The organism is Pseudoxanthomonas suwonensis, from assembly GCF_000972865.1.
GTDB lineage: Bacteria > Pseudomonadota > Gammaproteobacteria > Xanthomonadales > Xanthomonadaceae > Pseudoxanthomonas > Pseudoxanthomonas suwonensis_B.
In genome coordinates, this window is sequence record NZ_CP011144.1 from 89,789 (window position 1) to 108,189 (window position 18,401).

At 69.3% G+C, this 18,401-nt stretch carries 12 protein-coding genes; 8 read left to right on the plus strand and 4 right to left on the minus strand.

All coding sequences use genetic code 11. The annotated features are described in order from the left end of the window. Nucleotides 1-156 precede the first annotated feature (156 nt). The 3 genes from WQ53_RS00380 to WQ53_RS00390 are packed head-to-tail and all read right to left on the minus strand — an operon-like array spanning nucleotide 157 to nucleotide 7,912. The gene (locus WQ53_RS00380; protein ID WP_052629497.1) at nucleotides 157-3,264 is read right to left on the minus strand and encodes an efflux RND transporter permease subunit; all 3,108 of its coding nucleotides are present in this window, start codon (nucleotides 3,262-3,264) and stop codon (nucleotides 157-159) included. Beyond that, complete coding sequence (locus WQ53_RS00385; RefSeq protein WP_082112774.1) at nucleotides 3,261-6,788, minus strand: efflux RND transporter permease subunit; 3,528 nt, start codon at nucleotides 6,786-6,788, stop codon at nucleotides 3,261-3,263. Before WQ53_RS00385 ends, WQ53_RS00380 begins: the two co-directional genes overlap by 4 nt. After that, entirely contained in the window at nucleotides 6,785-7,912 is a 1,128-nt protein-coding gene (locus tag WQ53_RS00390; protein WP_052633792.1) for an efflux RND transporter periplasmic adaptor subunit, read from the minus strand. The genes WQ53_RS00385 and WQ53_RS00390 overlap by 4 nt, the downstream gene beginning before the upstream one ends. 236 nt (nucleotides 7,913-8,148) lie before the next feature. On the opposite strand from WQ53_RS00390, the gene WQ53_RS00395 reads away from it, so the two are divergent. From WQ53_RS00395 to WQ53_RS00420, 6 genes are all read left to right on the plus strand, one after another. After that, nucleotides 8,149-8,544, plus strand: a complete 396-nt coding sequence (locus WQ53_RS00395; RefSeq protein WP_052629498.1) for a c-type cytochrome — start codon at nucleotides 8,149-8,151, stop codon at nucleotides 8,542-8,544. 13 nt (nucleotides 8,545-8,557) lie between these two features. Continuing rightward, nucleotides 8,558-8,989 carry a c-type cytochrome gene (locus tag WQ53_RS00400; RefSeq protein ID WP_052629499.1) on the plus strand — a complete coding sequence of 144 codons (432 nt, stop codon included), beginning with the start codon at nucleotides 8,558-8,560 and terminating at the stop codon, nucleotides 8,987-8,989. 931 nt (nucleotides 8,990-9,920) lie between these two features. Then, nucleotides 9,921-11,801, plus strand: a complete 1,881-nt coding sequence (locus WQ53_RS00405) for an ABC transporter ATP-binding protein (protein ID WP_052629500.1) — start codon at nucleotides 9,921-9,923, stop codon at nucleotides 11,799-11,801. Between the two features lie 30 nt (nucleotides 11,802-11,831). Next, the gene (locus WQ53_RS00410) at nucleotides 11,832-13,016 is read left to right on the plus strand and encodes a PQQ-dependent sugar dehydrogenase (protein ID WP_082112775.1); all 1,185 of its coding nucleotides are present in this window, start codon (nucleotides 11,832-11,834) and stop codon (nucleotides 13,014-13,016) included. A 99-nt stretch (nucleotides 13,017-13,115) separates the two neighbouring features. After that, a complete protein-coding gene (locus tag WQ53_RS00415; RefSeq protein ID WP_052629501.1) occupies nucleotides 13,116-13,898 on the plus strand; it encodes a ferredoxin--NADP reductase in 783 nt (260 codons plus the stop codon). A gap of 85 nt (nucleotides 13,899-13,983) precedes the next feature. Further along, complete coding sequence (locus WQ53_RS00420; protein WP_236685877.1) at nucleotides 13,984-14,523, plus strand: TlpA disulfide reductase family protein; 540 nt, start codon at nucleotides 13,984-13,986, stop codon at nucleotides 14,521-14,523. Between the two features lie 12 nt (nucleotides 14,524-14,535). Here WQ53_RS00420 and WQ53_RS00425 read toward each other — a convergent pair whose 3' ends face one another. Further along, a complete protein-coding gene (locus WQ53_RS00425) occupies nucleotides 14,536-15,027 on the minus strand; it encodes a glutathione peroxidase (RefSeq protein ID WP_052629503.1) in 492 nt (163 codons plus the stop codon). A 96-nt stretch (nucleotides 15,028-15,123) separates the two neighbouring features. On the opposite strand from WQ53_RS00425, the gene WQ53_RS00430 reads away from it, so the two are divergent. Further along, complete coding sequence (locus tag WQ53_RS00430; protein ID WP_052629504.1) at nucleotides 15,124-15,720, plus strand: hypothetical protein; 597 nt, start codon at nucleotides 15,124-15,126, stop codon at nucleotides 15,718-15,720. A gap of 106 nt (nucleotides 15,721-15,826) precedes the next feature. Next, the gene (locus WQ53_RS00435) at nucleotides 15,827-18,013 is read left to right on the plus strand and encodes a M3 family metallopeptidase (RefSeq protein WP_052633796.1); all 2,187 of its coding nucleotides are present in this window, start codon (nucleotides 15,827-15,829) and stop codon (nucleotides 18,011-18,013) included. The last annotated feature ends 388 nt before the right edge of the window (nucleotides 18,014-18,401 follow it).

Here is an 18,401-nt window from a genome sequence, read left to right on the forward strand (position 1 = left end):
TTGACGTGTGTGGACGCCGGCGGCTGCCGCGAAAGTCGCTGGGTCCCGGCATACGCCTGGACGACGGCGCGGCAACCGATGGCCCTCGTCAGGCCCGTCCAGCGTGTCCGGACTTCCGCCGGCCGCCCACAGGGGACGGGTCGGCGGAAGCACCATTCACTCCAGGTGGATCGCGGCGACGGCAGCCGCCGTCGGCCCCGTCTCCGGCACGCCGCGCGCGCGCCGCAGCAGCCGCGCCACGCCATTGCGCAGGTCGTCCAGGATCGCGTAGATGGTCGGAAGGAACAGCAGGCTAACCACGGTGGAGAACGCCAGGCCGCCGGCCACCGCGCGCGCCATCGGCGAGTATTCCAGGCCGCCCAGCACCACCGTGTCGCTCAGCGAGATCGGCACCATCGCCAGGATCGCCGTGCCCATCGTCATCATGATCGGGCGCAGCCGCTCGCGGCTGCCCTCGACCAGCGCGTCGGTGCGCGAAAGCCCTTTCCGGCGCAGGTTGTTGATGTGCTCGACCATGATGATGCCGTTGTTCACCACCACGCCCATCAGCACCAGGATGCCGATGAAGGCCATCACCGTGAAAGGGGTGCCGGTGATCCAGAACAGCCAGAATACGCCGAACACCGAGAACAGCACGCAGCTCATGATCGCCGACGGGAACAGCAGCGACTCGAACACCGCCGCCATCAGCACGTAGATCATCACCAGCGCCAGCAGCAGGTTGAACATCATCTGCTTCATGCCCTCGGCGTCCTCCTGGAAGCCGGAGCCGTCGAAGGTGTAGCCGTAGCCCGGCGGGAACTGCACCGCCTTCAGTGTTTCCTCCATCGCCTTGCGCGCGTCCGGCATGGTGGTGCCTTCGGTCAGGTTGGCCTGCACGGTGACCATGGTCTGGCGGTTGAACCGGGTGATCTGATTCGCCGCCGGCAGCACGTCGATGCGGACCAGGCTCATCAGCGGCACCGTGCGGCCGTCCGGGGAACGCACCGTGAAGCCGGAAATGTCGTTGATGCCGTAGCTCTGCGCGCCCTCGAAGCGCACCCATACCGGCACCTCGGTCTGGCCACGGCGGAACTCGCGCAGCTGCGCGCCGCGCAGCGCCAGCCCGATGAAATTGGACACCTCCTCGGCGCTGAAGCCGTACGCGGCCGCGCGCTCGCGGTCCACCCGCACGCTCAGTTCGGTGCTGCGGTCGCCGCCCTCGACCCGCACGTCGCGCAGTTCGCCGCGCGCGGACAGCATCGGGATGATGTCGGCGGCCAGTTCGTTCAGCACCTGGGTGGAGTCGCCGACCAGCTGCACCTGCACGTTCTGGCCGGGACCGCCGCCGCCACCTCCGCCACCACCGGCCTGCCCGCGCACGCCCATGGAGGCGCGCGCCGACTTCGGCAGTTCCTTGCTGATCAGGTCGCTGACCGGCTTGCTGTCCTTGACCGAGTCGCCGAAGGTCACCATGGTCGAGGCCTCGCCCTGCTCGCTGTACCAGGAATAGACCTGGGCGATGTCGAAGCGCTCGCGGTTGGCGTCGAGATAGTCCTCGACCCGGATCACTTCCTGCTGCATCTGGGCCTTGGTGTAGCTGCCCTTCCACTGGTAGTAGATCTGGATCTCCTTGCTGTCGCCGCCGCCGAAGAAGTCGACCTTGGTCTTCACTATCGGCACGAAGCTGAGCAGCACGATCATCAGGATGCCCAGCACGCTCCAGCCGCGGTGCTCAAGGGTCCAGCGCAGCGCGCCGGCGTAGCGCCGCTGCAGGCGCGGGATCAGGCCGTCGGGACTGTGCACGGCGGGCGGCGTCTTCAGCCGCGCCGACAGCATCGGAATCAGGCTGACCGCCACCAGCCACGACGCCAGCAGCGACACCGAGATGGTGATCGCCAGCTGCGCCATGAAGATGCTGATGTTGTTGGTCTCGCCCAGCAGGTTGGGCAGGAACACGATGCAGTGCGCCAGCGTGCCGGCCGACAGCGCGATGGCGACGTTGCGGGTGCCGATGATCGACGCCAGCCGCGGCTTGCCGGGCATGCGCTCGCGCTCCTGGTAGACGCTCTCGACCACCACCACCGCGTTGTCCACCAGCATGCCCACCGCCAGCAGCAGGCCCATCAGGGTCAGCACGTTGAGGGTGACGCCGGCGAAGTGCATGAAGCCCAGGGTCACGATGAAGCAGATCGGGATGGCCAGGGTGACCATCAGGGTCGAGGGCCAGTGCCGCAGGAAGAAGAACAGCACGGCGATCGACAGCACCAGGCCGATCGCGCCGGCCTCGGCCAGTTCGGTCAGCGAGTCGGTGACCTCCTGGCCCATGTTCTGGATGATCTTGAAGTCGATGTCGTCCAGCCCCGGCTGCTGGCGGATCGCCTCGATCTCGCGCAGCGCGTTGCGCGAGACTTCCACCAGGTTGGCGTTGCGCTCCTTGAAGATGTCCAGGCCCACCGCGGTGCGCCCGTCCAGGCGCCGGCCGTAGTCCATCCGCACCGGCTTCAGCCGCACGTCGGCGATGTCGCCCAGGCGCAGGCCCTGCGGGTTCAGCACCAGGTCGCGCAGTTCCTGCAGGTCGGTCAGCTCGCCCACCGGCTGCAGGCGCAGGCGCTGGCCGGCGTCCTCGATCTGGCCGGCGGAGATGGAGAAGTTGACCTGCTGCAGCCGCCGCGCCAGTTCGTTGAGGCTCAGGTCGTGCGCGGTCAGGCGGCTGGGATCGATCGCGATCTCGACCTCGTTCGGCGGCGCGCCGCTGATCTCCACCCGCGCCACGCCGGGGATGCGCTCCAGCCGCCGCTTCATCTCGCGGTCGATCAGGTCGTAGGCGCCGGTCAGGTCCATGTCGGCGGCCAGGCGCACGCGCAGGATCGCCTCGTCGCTGGTCGACCACTTGTGCACGTAGTAGCGCTGGAAATCGTCCGGCAGCTCGTCGCGGATCGCGTCCAGCCGCTCGCGCGCCTCCGAGGCGGCGATCGAGATGTCGCGGTCCCAGTCGGAGAACTCCAGGAACACGCCGCCGCCGTCCGCGCGCGCCTGGCTGCGCATGCGCTTGATCCCGGTCATCGTGGCCAGGGCTTCCTCCACCGGCCGCACCACGGTCCGCTCCACCTCCTCCGGGGTCGATCCGGTGTACGGCAGCTGCACGAACATGAAGGGCGCCGACACGTCGGGCAGCGCCTCCAGCGGCAACCGGAACGAGGCGATCAGGCCGACCACGACCAGCGACACGAAGCACATGATCGTGGTGACCGGCCGCTTGATGCTGAACTCGGAAAGGCTCATGCGCGCTCCAGTCCTTCCGTGCCCGGCGCCTCGCCGTCCAGGCCGCCGCTGGCCTCATCGGCCCGCACCCGGCGGCCGCGCTCCAGGTAGTGCGCGTCGGCGCGGCGGTCCATCAGGTCGTACACCACCGGGATCACGAACAGGGTCAGCAGGGTGGACACCAGCAGGCCACCGATCACGGTGATCGCCATCGGCGATCGCACCTCGGCGCCATCGCCCATCGCGATGGCCAGCGGCAGGAAGCCGAACAGCGTGCTCAGCGAGGTCATGATGATCGGCCGCAGGCGCGAGCGCGCGCCTTCCACCAGCGCCTCGCGCTTGGCCACGCCCGCCTCGCGCAGCTGGTTGACCTTGTCGATCAGGATGATCGCGTTCTTGGTCACCAGGCCCACCATCAATATCAGGCCGATGAACACCACCACCGAGATCGAGTTGCCGGTCAGCACCAGCGCCAGCACCGCGCCGACCATCGCCAGCGGGATGGTGAACAGGATCACGAACGGATGCAGCAGCGACTCGAACTGCGAGGCCATCACCAGGTAGACCAGGAAGATCGCCAGGCCGAACGCGAACAGCAGCGAGCGTACCGACTGCGCCAGTTCCTCGCCCTGGCCGCCGATGTGCATGCCCACGCCGGCGCCGAGCGGGTCGGCGGCCACCATCTGCCGCACTTCCTCCATCGCCGAACCCAGGTCGATCCCGCGCAGGTTGGCCGATACCACCGCCACCCGCATCTGGTCGGCGCGGTGGATCTCGCTCGGGCCGGTGGTGGCGACCACCTCGGCCACCGCTTCCAGCCGCACGGCGCGCGCGCTGCCCGGGTTGACGATCAGCTGGCGGATGTCCTGCACCGTGGCGCGGTCGGACTCCTGCGCGCGCACCAGCACGTCGATCTTGCGGTCGCGGAAGTTGTAGCGGGTGGCGACCTCGCCGCGCACCTTCTTCACCACCGCGTCGGCGATCTGGCGCGTGGTCAGGCCCAGGGCGCCGGCGCGCTCCTGGTCGAAGCGGATCTGGATCTCCGGAAAGCCCTGCTCCACCGTCGACTTCACGTCGGTGTAGTGCGGGTTGTCGCGCAGCAGGGCGGCCAGCTTCTGGCCGGCGAGCTGCAGGCTGTCCAGGTCCTGCCCGCGCAGTTCGACCTCCAGCGGCGTGGAGAAGCTGAACAGCTGCGGGCGGCTGAAGTCCACCTGCGCGCCCGGATACTGGGCCATGCTGGCGCGCATGCGGTCGCTCTGCTCGACCTCGAACGCGCGGCTGCCGCCGCCTTCCATCACCACGGTCAGCTTGGCGATGTTCTCGCCGCTCTCGGTCGGATTGGCGTCCAGCCGGGTGCCGCTGCCGCTGACGCCGTACAGCGATTCCACGCCGGTGTCGCCGGCATGCCGGGACTGCAGGTCGCGCACCAGCCGGTCGGTATCGCGCAGCGGCGTGCCGGGCGGCAGCTTCACCGTCATCTCGAAGCGGTCCTGCGCCAGCTGCGGGATCAGGTCGGTGCCGAGGATCGGAACGATCGCCAGCGCCAGCGCGAACGCCGCGCCGGCGAATGCCAGTACCCGGCTGGGCCGCTCCAGCGCCGCCGGCAGCAGTTCCAGGTAGCGGCGTTCGGCGCGGTGGTACGGCTTCATCGCCAGGTCGCTGAACTTGCCCATGACCGGCGAGACCACCGCCACCAGCGCGCGCCACGCGCGCACCAGGGCCCAGGCGATGCCGAAGAAGAAGCCGCGCACCAGCGTGCCGATGCCGCGTCCGACCGCCGCCACCGGCTTCTGCAGTTTCGAGTCCGGATGCCAGCGCGGATGCGGCGGCTCTTCCAGGAAGCCCAGCGGCGGGCGGCCCTTCCAGGCCGACAGCATCGGGATCAGGGTCATTGCCACCAGCAGCGACACGCCGATTGCGATGGCGATGGTCAGGGCCTGGTCGCGGAACAGCTGGCCGGCCACGCCCTCGACGAACACCAGCGGCAGGAACACCGCGATCGTGGTCAGGGTCGAGGCGACCACTGCCATGCTCACTTCGCGGGTGCCCTCGATCGCCGCCCGGATCGGGTCCAGTCCGCGCTCGCGCGCCTTGGCGATGCTCTCCAGCACCACGATCGAATCGTCCACCACCAGGCCCGTGGCCAGCGCCAGGCCGCCCAGCGACATCACGTTCAGGCTCAGGCCCAGCTGGTCCATGAAGAAGAACGTGGTGATGATCGACACCGGCAGCGACAGGCCGATCACCAGCGTGCTCCAGCCGCTGCGCAGGAACAGGAAGATCACCAGGATCGCCAGGCTGCCGCCGAGCACCGCATCGGTCTTGACGTCGCGGATCGCGCTGCGGATGAACTTGGACTGGTCGTCGATCACGGCCAGTTCCATGTCGGCCGGGAACTGCTCGCGGATCTGCGCCAGCCGCGCCTGCACCGCATCGGCGGTGGACACCGTGTTGGCGTCGCCTTCCTTGTAGATCGCCAGCTCCACCGCTTCGCGGCCGGCCAGGCGGATGATCGCCTCGCGCTCCTTGTAGCCCTGGCGCACGTCGGCCACGTCCTTCAGCCGCACCGGCATGCCGCCGGCCACTACGCCGGACGAACCGGACGACGCGCTCTGCACCGACGCCGCCGCCGCCATCGCCGCGGCCGAACCGGTGGAGGCGGCGATCGCCGCCATCTGCCGCGCGGCCGCCTCGGCCTCGCCGCCGCCCGCGCCCTGGGTGGTGACCAGCATGTTGCGGATCTCTTCCAGCGCGGCGAACTGGTTGACCGTGCGCACCAGGAAGCGCTGCGAGCCCTGCTCCAGGCGGCCGCCGGACAGGTTGATGTTCTCCTGCCTGAGCCGCTCGATGATGGTGTCGATCGGCAGGTTCAGCTGGGCCAGGCGCTGCTGGTCGATGTCGACCTGGATCTCGTCCTCCAGGCCGCCGCCGACCTTGACCGCGGCCACGCCGGGCACCGGCTCCAGCCGCTTCTTCAGGTCGTCGTCGGCATAGCGGCGCAGTTCGGTCAGCTGGCGGATCGCGTCGGCGTCGTTGGCCGGCTCGCCCTTGGTGGTCAGCGCCAGGCGCATGATCGGCTCGGTCGACGGATTGAAGCGCAGCAGCACCGGCGCCTTGGCCTCCAGCGGCAGCTGCAGCGCTTCCATCTTGTCGCGCACTTCCAGGCTGGCCTGGTCCATGTCGGTGCCCCAGGCGAACTCGAGCACCACGTCGCTCTGCCCGGTGCGCGAGACCGACTTCAGCTTGCGCAGGCCCTTGGCCACGCCCACCGCTTCCTCGACCGGCTCGGTGATCAGCGTCTCGATCTCGGCCGGCGCCGCACCGGTGTACTCGGTGCGCACGGTCAGGGTGGGATAGCTCAGGTCGGGCAGCAGGTTGACCTTGAGGTCGCCCAGCGCCAGCAGGCCGAACAGCACCAGGGTGATGGTGAACATCGCCACCGTCACCCGGCGCCGCACCGCGAACTCCACCAGGCCGCCGCGGGCGGCGTCCTGCCAGCCGGAAGCGCCCGGCCCGCGCGGTTCTCCGGAATGTTGCGGGCTCATTGCTTGCTACCGTCGGCTTCGGCGGCCACGCCGGTGGCGGCCAGCTTCGCTTCCTGGCCGATCACCTGCACCGCGCTGCCGTCGCGCAGCGCGACCTTGCCGGCCGTCACCACTTCGTCGCCTTGCTTCAGGCCGTCGCGGATCTCGGCCCATTCGCCTTCGATGTAGCCCAGTGCCACCGGCACGCGCACCGCCTTGCCGTCGCGCACCGCGTACACCGCCGATTCGCTCTGGTCGTCCAGCAGCGCGATGCGCGGCACTACCAGCGCTTCGGCGCGCCGGTCATAGTCGATGCGGATGCGGCCGAACATGCCTGGCTGCAGCGCGTCGCCGGCGAAGGCGCTGATCACGCGGAAGGTGCCGCTGCCGGCGTCCACCACCGGTGCGACGCGGTCGACCACGCCCTGGAAGGTGCGGCCCGGCAGCGCGTCGACCTGCAGCAGCACCGGCTGGCCGGTCTTGATCGTGGCCAGCTCGCGCTCGGGCACGTTGAGCGTGGCCTCCAGCTTGGAGATGTCGACGATGCGGAAGATCGGGGTGTTGATCTGGACGAAGTTGCCCGGCTTGATCGAGCGCGATGCGATCACGCCGGAGATCGGCGCGGTCACCGTGGTGTACGACAGTTCCAGGCTGGCCATGCTGTGCTGGGCGCGCGCGTTCTCCAGGTCGTAGCGCATCTGGTCGACCTCGCCGGCGCTGATCAGTTGCTGGGCGACCAGCTGCTGGGCGCGGCGGTAGTTGTTCTCCAGCTTGCGCAGCTGGGCCTCGGCCTGCGCCATGGCCAGGCGCGCGCGGTCGGGATCCAGCCGCACCAGCGGCTGCCCCGCCTTGACCTGCTGCCCCTCCTCGACCAGCACCGCCAGGGCCACGCCGGAGGTCTTGGCGACCACCTGCGACTCGGCCAGCGGTTCCAGCGCCGCGGTGCCGGTATAGCTGGCCGCGATCGGCCGGTTGGCGGCCTTCACCACCTCGACCGGAATGGCGTCGACCTCCGGCTTCTTGGCCTGGGCCTCCCCGGGGCCGCCTTCGCCCTTCTTGCAGGCGACCAGGGCGGTGGCAAGGACGAGGGTGGCCGCAGCGGCGCGCAGTCCGGCGCGCGGGTAAGAGCGATGGCGGGTAGCCATGACGATATCCATATAAGAAGGGGATCGGGGGTGTGATCAGGTGTTGTATGCAAGTAGATCACCTGAACAGTCGGCTGCCATGCGCCGAAGGTCATGGGTACCCGCGATCGCCTTTCGACCGCGGCGGCGGGGCGCCGGTTCCGGTCGCGTGAACGCGCGGCTATACTGCGCCGGCTCCATGCCGGCCCGCCCGGCATGACCCGCCTTCCTACTCGCGACCGACCCCGGACCACCGAATGACGCGCCCGCTGCCGCTAGCCGCCTGCCTTGCCCTGGTCTCCGCCCTGCCCTTCGCCGCCCCGGCCCAGGAGGCCGCGCAGCCGGCGGCCACCGAACCGGCCGCCCCCGCCGCCACGGCTCCGGCCACCCCGGTGGTGCCGGTCGGCAACCCGGAAACCGGCCGCCTGCTGACCTACACCTGCCAGGGCTGCCACGGCATCACCGGGTACAAGAACGCCTATCCCAGCTTCAAGGTGCCGCTGATCGGCGGCCAGTCGGCCGAATACCTGGCGCAGGCCCTGCACGACTACCAGCAGGGCAAGCGCAAGCACCCGACCATGCAGGCCCAGGCCCAGAGCTTCTCGGACCAGGACATCGCCGACATCGCCGCCTTCCTGTCCACCATCAAGTAAGCAGCCACCCACCATGCCGACAGCCGTGACCGCCCCGCGTCTCGCCATCGCCCTCACCGCCGCCCTCGTGCTGGCGGCCTGTTCCGGACAGGACAGTTCCTACGCCGAAGGCGGCACCGCCAAGAGCTCCTCCGCCGGCCTGCCCGCTGGCCATGTCGCCGCCGGCGAGCAGCTGGCCAGCGCCAAGGGCAAGGCCACCGGCCAGAGCTGCATCGACTGCCATGGCCCGGACGGCAACGCGCCGATCGACGCCACCTATCCCAAGCTCGGCGGCCAGTACCCCGACTACCTCGCCCACGCGCTGCAGGAGTACCGCAAGGGCGACCGCCAGCACGCGCTGATGACCCCGCAGGCCACCGACCTGACCGACCAGCAGATCGCCGACCTGGCCGCGTTCTTCGGCTCGCGCGCCTCGCAGCTGCGGGACCTGCAGGGCGTGCACTGAGCCGCCCTCGCGAAGGACTTCGAAGGCCCGCGCAAGCGGGCCTTCGCTTTTTGGGGAACGGTTGCAAAGCCCTGAGTGCAGTCTTGAAACGCGGCGGCTTCGGACTGGGTTCCGTCGTTCCGTGAACGCAAAAGCAGAAGCGGCGGCTTCACAGGGGGCTGCCGTGCCGTGAACGCAGAAGCAGAAGCGGCGGCTTCGGAGGGGCCGCCGTGCCGTGAAGGCAGAAGCAGAAGCGTCGGCTTCGGAGGGGGCCGCCATGCCCAGGGGGTCTGGCGCATCGCTCCGCTGCGGCGTCCTGCCTCCGAGTCGCGACCGCAGCACATCCCTGTGCTGCTTGCGCCAGATCCCCTGGGCACGACGGCCTCGGGCGGATTCCAGGTCGTGGCTTCGATCTGGGAGCAACAGCAACGCCCCCCTCCCCTTCGCCGGCGGCGAAAGGGAGGGGGGCGAATCCGCGACGGCGCCGCTTTTTGTAGGAGCGGGCATGACCGCGACACGGGCGTCGGAATCACGAGGGCGTCGCCTGGGCCGACGGCGTCGCGTCGCGGTCATGCCCGCTCCTACAAAAGCCCAGGCTTGCGGCTGTCGGCTGCGAACGGAGCCACAACCCGGAAGCTCCCGAAGACGTGGCGGGCCGGGAGTATTGCGGCAGCGGCCAGGGATGGCCGCGTCGGCGAGTCGGCACAGGGATGTGCCGTCGAGACGACCGCAATACTCCCGGCTCGCCGCGGCTCAGCCCGAAGCCGACCACGCCCGGCGCTTTGGCGGTTGCCGTTGTTGTTGCGGTTGCGGTTGCGGTTGCGGTTGCGGTTGCGGTCGCCGTTGCCAATACAGCTGCGGCTGCGGGTTGTAGCGGCATCTTCGTGGTCACGACACACTTCCCTTCGAGCGTGTACTCCGATCGCACGCCCGCACGCGGCACAATGCGGCCATGGCCGCCTCCCCGTCCGCCCCGCCCAAGCCGCGCCGTGAGCGCGGCAATCCCAGCCTGCGCGAGCGCTTCGACGCCATGCGCAACCTGCCGCCGTTCCTGCGCCAGATCTGGGACACCAGCCCCGGGCTGACCCTGACCAGCCTCGGCCTGCGCCTGATACGCGCACTGATGCCGGTGGTCATGCTCTACATCGGCAAGCTGATCATCGACGAAGCGATCCGGCTGGTCGGGCTGGACCTGCGCTTCGAAGAACTGGGCCCGGCCGTGCGCAGCGGCGACCTGGACCACCTGTTGTGGCTGCTGGGCCTGGAACTGGTCCTGGCGGTGGCCTCCGACCTGCTCGGACGACTGGTCAGCTACGCCGACGGCCTGCTCTCGGAACTGTTCACCAACGCCAGCAGCGTGCGCCTGATGGAGCACGCCGCGACCCTGGACCTCGAGGACTTCGAGGATCCGGACCTGCAGGACAAGCTCGACCGCGCCCGGCGCCTGACCATGAGCCGGATGAACCTGATGAGCCAGCTGTTCGGCCAGGCGCAGGACGCGGTCACCGTGATCGCCTTCGCCACCGGCCTGCTGGTCTACGCGCCCTGGCTGATCCTGCTGCTGGCGGTGGCGCTGGTACCGGCCTTCGTCGGCGAGGCGCACTTCAACGCGCTGGGCTATTCGCTCAACTACCAGTGGACCCCGGAGCGGCGCCAGCTCGAGTACCTGCGCCAGACCGGCGCCAGCGTGGAAACGTCCAAGGAGGTGAAGATCTTCAACCTCCATCGCTTCCTGATCGACCGCTACCGCACGCTGGCCGAGAAGTTCTACCTGGCCAACCGCGCCCTGGCCCGGCGCCGCGCGCTGTGGGGCACCCTGCTGGCGGCGCTGGGCACGCTCGGCTACTACGTGGCCTACGCCTACATCGCCTGGCGCACCGTGCGCGGCGACTTCAGCATCGGCGACCTGACCTTCCTGGCCGGCAGCTTCCGCCGCCTGCGCCAGCTGCTGGAAGGGCTGCTGGTGGGCTTCTCGCAGGTGGCCGGGCAGGCGCTGTACCTGGACGACCTGTACTCGTTCTTCGAGATCGAGCCTGAAATCGCCTCCAAGCCGGACGCGTTGCCGGTACCGCGGCCGATCGCGCGCGGCTTCGCCTTTGAGAACGTGGGCTTCCGCTATCCCGACGCCGAAACCTGGGCATTACGCGGACTGGAGTTCGAACTGCGCGCAGGGGAAGTGCTGGCGCTGGTCGGCGAGAACGGCGCCGGCAAGACCACCCTGGTCAAGCTGCTGGCGCGGCTGTACGACCCGGACGAGGGCCGGATCCTGCTCGACGGCCGCGACCTGCGTGACTACGACCTGGACGACCTGCGCGCCAACATCGGGGTGATCTTCCAGGACTTCGTCCGCTACCACCTGAGCGCCGGCGAGAACATCGGCGTGGGCCGGATCGAGGCGATGGACGACGCCGCGCGCATCCGCGAGGCGGCGCGGCGGGCGATGGCCGACGAGTTGATCGAAAGCCTGCCACAGGAGTACGACCAGCTGATCGGCCGCCGCTTCAAGACCGGCGTGGACCTGTCCGGCGGGCAGTGGCAGAAGATCGCCATCGCCCGTGCCTACATGCGCGACGCGCAGGTGATGATCCTCGACGAGCCGACCGCGGCGCTGGACGCACGCGCCGAGTTCGAGGTGTTCCAGCGCTTCAAGGAACTGTCCCACCGGCGCACCGCGGTGCTGATCTCGCACCGTTTCTCCAGCGTGCGCATGGCCGACCGGATCCTGGTGCTGGCCGGCGGCCGGCTCGAGGCCAGCGGCACCCACGCCGAGCTGATGGCGCAGGGCGGGCGCTACGCGGAGTTGTTCGAGTTGCAGGCCGCCGGCTATCGTTGACGGCCCTTCCCCGACGACAGGATGCCCGCCATGCGGCTGCCCGCGCACGCCACCGCCGTTTCCGCCCTCGCCCTGGCCGCCGCGCTGGCGGCCTGCAAGCCGGCGCAGGAACCGGCCGCCACGCCAGGACCGGCCACCTCCGGACCGGCGCGCAGCGTGGCCAGCGAGCAGGGCGAGGCCAGGCTCACCGTGGTCGCCCGCGGCCTGTCGCATCCGTGGGCGGTGGCGCCGTTGCCGGACGGCGGCTTCCTGGTCACCGAGCGCGGCGGCCAGCTGCGCCGCGTCGGCGCCGACGGCAGCGTGTCGGCGCCGTTGGCCGGCGTGCCGGCGGTGGCCGCGCGCGGCCAGGGCGGCCTGCTCGACGTGGCCCTGGCGCCCGACTTCGCCCAGAGCAGGCGCATCTACCTGAGCTACTCCGAGCCCGGCGACAGCGGCCTGGCCGGCACCAGCGCCGCCTACGCCACCCTGGGCGACGCCGGCCTGCAGGACCTCACCGTGTTCTACCGCCAGGAGCCGAAGGTCGATGCCGAGAACCACTACGGCTCGCGCTTCGCCTTCGACGGCCAGGGCCACGTCTTCATCAGCCAGGGCGACCGCACCCAGCGCCCGACCGCGCAGGAGCTGGACAAGCTGCAGGGCAAGCTGGTCCGGCTGCGCCTGGACGGCAGCGTGCCGGACAACAACCCCTTCGTCGGCCAGGCCGGCGCGCGTCCGGAGATCTGGAGCTACGGCCACCGCAACGCGCAGGGCCTGGCCTTCGATCCGCGCACCGGCAAGCTGTGGGAGACCGAGCACGGCCCACGCGGCGGCGACGAGATCAACCTGCCGCAGCCTGGAAAGAACTACGGTTGGCCGATCGTCACCCACGGCATCAACTACTCCGGCCAGCCGATTCCCGAGGCGGTGGGCAAGGCGCAGGAAGGCATGGAGCCGGCGCACTTCGTGTTCGAGGTCTCGCCCGGCCTGTCGGGCATGGCCTTCTACACCGGCCATCCGGGCAAGCCGTGGAACGACAGCCTGTTCCTGGGCGCGCTGGCCCAGCGCAACCTGATCCGGCTGCAGCTGGACGGCGACCGCATCGTGGCCGAGGAACGCCTGCTGCACGACCTGGGCGAGCGCATCCGCGACGTGCGCCTGGGCGCCGACGGCAACCTGTACCTGGTCACCGACGAGACCGACGGCAAGCTGCTGAAGCTGGAGCCGCCGCAGGGCTGAGCCACGCGGGCGCCGCGGGCACCGGCAGCCGGATGAGAACGGCTCTCATCCGGCTGGGCTACAATACGCGTCTTCCTCCCCTCCCCCCAGTTGTCCGCGATGTCCTCCGCCTACGGCACCGAGACGGTGCTCGATGTCCGTCACTGGACCGACGACTACTTCAGCTTCACCACCACACGCGACGACGGTTTCCGCTTCGAGAACGGCCAGTTCGTGATGATCGGGCTGGCCACCGAGGGCGGCAAGCCGCTGCTGCGCGCCTACTCGATCGCCAGCGCCAACTGGGAGGAGCAGCTGGAGTTCTTCAGCATCAAGGTGCCCCACGGCCCGCTGACCTCGCGCCTGCAGCACATCCGGCCCGGCGACAGCGTGCTGATCGGGCGCAAGCCCACCGGCACCCTGCTGATCAGCGACCTGCACCCGGGCCGCAACCTGTACCTGCTGGGCACCGGCACCGGCCTGGCGCCGTGGCTGTCGGTGGTCAAGGACCCGGAGACCTACGAGCGCTTCGAGCGCGTGGTCGTGTGCCACGGCGTGCGCAACGCCAAGGACCTGGCCTACCGCGACTACTTCGAGAAGGAACTGCCGCAGCACGAGTTCCTGGGCGAGGCCATCCGCGAGAAGCTGCTGTACTACCCGGCGGTCAGCCGCGAGGACTTCCCCCACCGCGGCCGCCTGACCGAGCTGATGGCCAGCGGCAGGATGATGCGCGCCCTGGGCCTGGATCCGCTCGACCCGGCGCACGACCGCGCCATGATCTGCGGCAGCCCGCAGATGCTGGCCGATTTCCGCGCCCTGCTCGACGGACGCGGCTTCACCGCCTCGCCGCGGATCGGCAGCCCCGGCCAGTACGTGTTCGAGCGCGCGTTCGTCGAGAAATAGCTGTAAACAGATGGCCTGTCGTCGCACCCGGCCGCGTGCTAGCGTGCGCGCAGCACACGGGGCACACAGCGAACAGGGGGAACGCATGGCGATGCGATGGCTGCTGCTGGCCGGACTGGCCCTGTCGGCGATGGATCTTTCCGCGGCCGACCTGCAACCGCCGCCGGCGGTGGGCGAACTGCCGCCGCAGCAGCTGGGCAAGGACCGCCACGGCAAGCCGATCGACCTGGCCGACTACCGCGGCAAGGTCACCATCGTCACCTTCTGGGCGTCCTGGTGCGGCCCCTGCCGCAAGGAACTGCTCGTCCTCGGCCATTTCCAGGACGTGATCGGCAAGGACGCGCTCGAGGTCATCGCGGTCAACTTCAAGGAGCCGCACAGCGACTTCAACGCGGTGGTCCGCGCCAACCGCAAGCTGGCCCTGACCTACGTCCGCGACGCCAGCGGCGCGACCAGCGACCTCTACGGGGTCAAGTCGGTGCCGCACATGTTCGTCCTGGACCACGAGGGAAAGGTGGCCTACACCCACCTCGGCTATTCGGAACGGGCGCTGCCCGGCATCATCGACGAAATCCTGTCGCTGCTCCCGGACGAGGTGAAGAGACGGCCGCCGGCCAAGAGCTAGCCGCGAGCCCGACTACGACGCGGCTGCCAGCGCCCGGTCGATGGCGCTGGTCAGCGCTTCGGGCCGCTCGCGCGGCGCGTAGCGGGCCAGCACCCGGCCATCGCGGCCGACAAGGAACTTGGTGAAGTTCCACTTGATCCTGCCGGTTCCCAGCAGCCCGCGCCTCTCCCGCTTCAGCCAGCTCCACAGCGGATGCGCGCCGGGCCCGTTGACCTCGACCTTGGCGAACATCGGGAAGGTCACCCCGTAGTTGAGCGCGCAGAAGTCGCGGATCGTCGCCTCGTCGCCGGGCTCCTGCTGGCCGAACTGGTCGCAGGGGAAGCCGAGCACGGCGAAGCCGCGGTTGCGCCGCTCCCGCCACAGCCGCTCCAGCCCGGCGTACTGCGGGGTGAAGCCGCAACGCGACGCCACGTTGACCACCAGCAGTACCTGGCCGGCGAACTCGGACAGGGCGCGCTCGTGGCCGTCGATGTCGGTGGCGGTGAAGTCGTAGGCGCAGGTCATGGCGGTCGCAGCCGGGCCGGGGAGCACCAGAATAACCGCGCCTCCCACCGATACGCGCGATGCCCTACCCTTGGTCGAACCCGCAGGAGCCGCCCCATGCAGGCCGCGCACGACACCGCCTCGATGGCGACCCTCTATGCCCACATCCGGATCCTGATGGGCATGATCGTGGGCCTGGGCCTGACCCACCTGCTGCGCCATTTCGCCAACCTGATCGAGAACCCGCGGCGCAAGCCGATCTACTGGGTGCACCTGGGCTGGGCGCTGTCGATGTTCCTGTACCTGATCCACTTCTGGTGGTGGGAGTTCAGGCTCGGGCACCTGGTCCAGTGGAGCTTCAACCTGTACCTGTTCGTCACCTTGTACGCGCTGCTCCTGTACCTGCTGTGCGCCTGCGTGTTCTCCGACAGCGCCAGCGAGTATCCCGACTACCGCGAATACTTCTACGCGCGGCGGCAGTGGTTCTTCGGCCTGCTGGCGCTGGCCTACGCCGTTGACATGGCCGACACCTGGATCAAGGGGCCGGCCTACTTCCATGGCTTCGGTCCGGAATTCGTGATCCGGAACCTGGTCTACATCGTGCTGTGCGTGGTCGCCGCCCTCACCCGCAACCCTTGGTTCCACGGTGCGTTCGTCAGCCTGGGACTGGCCTACCAGATCTCATGGATCGCACGCCAGTTTGAGACGCTTTGACGCCGGGAGCGGCCTGAATCGCTGCCGTCCTGTGCCTTTTGTCACGGGTCGCCGCACCCGGCACTGGGTTAGATTCAGAGGAATCTTTCCGCAGGATCCCATGTTGATGAAGAAGACCGGCCTCACCCTGGCGCTCGCCGCCGCCCTTGGACTTGGCATGACCGCCTGCAACCGCACCGACAGTCCCGCCGCCGGCACCGCCGAGCAGGCCTCCCCGGCCACGCAGGACAACCCCTTCTTCGTGCAGAGCGAGCTGCCGCTGCTGTACCCGCACTTCGACCGGATCAAGGATGCCGACTTCGCCCCGGCCTTCGACGCCGGCATGGCCGAGCAGCTCCGTGAGGTCGCGGCGATCGCCGCCAACGACGAGGCGCCGACCTTCGACAACACGATCATCGCCCTGGAGAACAGCGGCCAGACCCTGGGCCGCGCCACCCGCGTGTTCTTCAACCTGGTCGGCACCGACACCAACGACACCCGCAAGCAACTGCAGGCCGAGTACTCGCCGAAGTTCGCCGCGCACCGCGACGCGATCTTCCTGGACGGTGCCCTGTTCGCCCGCATCCAGGCGCTGTACGACCAGCGCGACGGCCTGGGCCTGGACGCCGAGGGCGTGCGCCTGGTCGAGCGCTACCACTCCGACTTCGTCCGCGCCGGCGCCCAGCTGTCCGATGCCGACAAGACCAAGCTGAAGGACATGAATGCGCAGCTGGCCAGCCTGGGCACCCGGTTCGACCAGAACGTGCTCAACGAGGTCAACGCCTCGGCCGTGGCGTTCGACAGCGCCGAGGCCCTGGCCGGCGCCACTGACGCACAGATCGCCGCCGCCGCCGAGGAGGCCAAGAAGCGCGGCCTGGACGGCAAGTACGTGGTCACCCTGCTCAACACCACCGGCCAGCCGCCGCTGGCCTACCTGAGCGACCGTGAATCGCGGCGCAGGATCTTCGAGGCCTCCGTCGCCCGCGGCCACCGCGGCAACGAGTACGACAACACCGGCGTGGTCTCGCAGGTGATCCGGCTGCGCGCCGAGCGCGCCGCGCTGCTGGGCTACCCGAACCACGCCGCCTACGCGCTCGAGGACGCCACCGCCCGGACCCCGCAGGCGGTCAACGACATGCTCGGCAAGCTGGCCCCGGCCGCGGTGGCCAACGCCAGGCGCGAGGCCGCCGAGCTGCAGAAGATGATCGACCAGGAGCAGGCCGCCAAGGGCGAACCGAGCTTCAAGCTGGAGCCTTGGGACTGGTCGTTCTACAGCGAGAAGGTGCGCGCGGCCAAGTACGACTTCGACGAGTCGCAGCTCAAGCCGTACTTCGAGATGCGCAACGTGCTGGAGAACGGCGTGTTCTTCGCCGCCACCCAGCTGTACGGCATCACCTTCAAGGAACGCACCGACCTGCCAAAGTACCACGCCGACACCTGGACCTACGACGTCTTCGACGCCGACGGCCAGCAGCTGTCGATCTTCATCTTCGACCCGTACGCGCGCGGGTCCAAGCGCGGCGGCGCGTGGATGAACTCGTACGTGTCGCAGTCCAAGCTGCGCGGCACCCAGCCGGTGGTGGCCAACCACCAGAACATCACCAAGCCCGCCGACGGCCAGCCGACCCTGCTGACCTGGGACGAGGTCACCACGATGTTCCACGAGTTCGGCCACGCCCTGCACGGCATGTTCTCGGACGTGACCTACCCGTACTTCAGCGGCACCAGCGTGCCGCGCGACTTCGTCGAGTTCCCCTCGCAGGTCAACGAGATGTGGGCCGACTGGCCGTCGATCCTGGCCAACTACGCCAAGCACCACCAGACCGGCGAGCCGATGCCGCAGGCGCTGCTGGACAAGGTCCTGGCCGCCAGCAAGTTCAACCAGGGCTTCGCCACCACCGAGTACCTGGGCGCGGCCATGCTCGACCAGCGCTGGCACCAGATCACCGCCGACCAGGTGCCCGAGGCAGCCGGGGTGATGCAGTTCGAGCACGACGCGCTGGTCGCCGACGGCATCTACTTCACCCCGGTGCCGCCGCGCTACCGCACCCCGTACTTCAGCCACATCATGGGCGGCTACTCGGCCGGCTACTACGCCTACATCTGGTCGGAGGTGCTGGACGCCAACACCCAGGCCTGGATCCTTGCCAACGGCGGCCTCAAGCGCGAGAACGGCGACCGCTTCCGCGCCACCCTGCTCTCGCGCGGCGGCAGCAAGGACGCGATGGAGCTGTTCCGTGACTTCGCCGGCTCCGATCCGAAGATCGAGCCGCTGCTGGAGAAGCGCGGGCTGGACGCGGCGCCGCCGCGCTGATCCACTCCACCGGCAACACCGCACTGCGCCACCTTCGGGTGGCGCAGTCGTTTCCGGGTTGGCAGGGCGGGCAGACGGCGGCCATGGTTTTCCACAACCGGTGTGGATGGAGCCTGCACGAAGCTGTGGATAAGCGCCGGAGCGGCAGGCACGGCAGGACTGTCAAGAGGCCTGGCTGTTTTTTAGCCACACCACCCGGAACTGCGCTGCCGCCGCCACACTTTGCGGTGCCTTTCATGCAGGTCCGATGCCTTTGCACGGTACGCCGTCGTTCCGTGTCGGCTCGATGCCGCTTTTTGCAGGGGGCCGACTTCAGTCGGCGACGCGACGCCCTAGGCACAGGCGACGCCGTCGTAGTCCCGACGCACGTGTCGCCGACTGGAGTCGG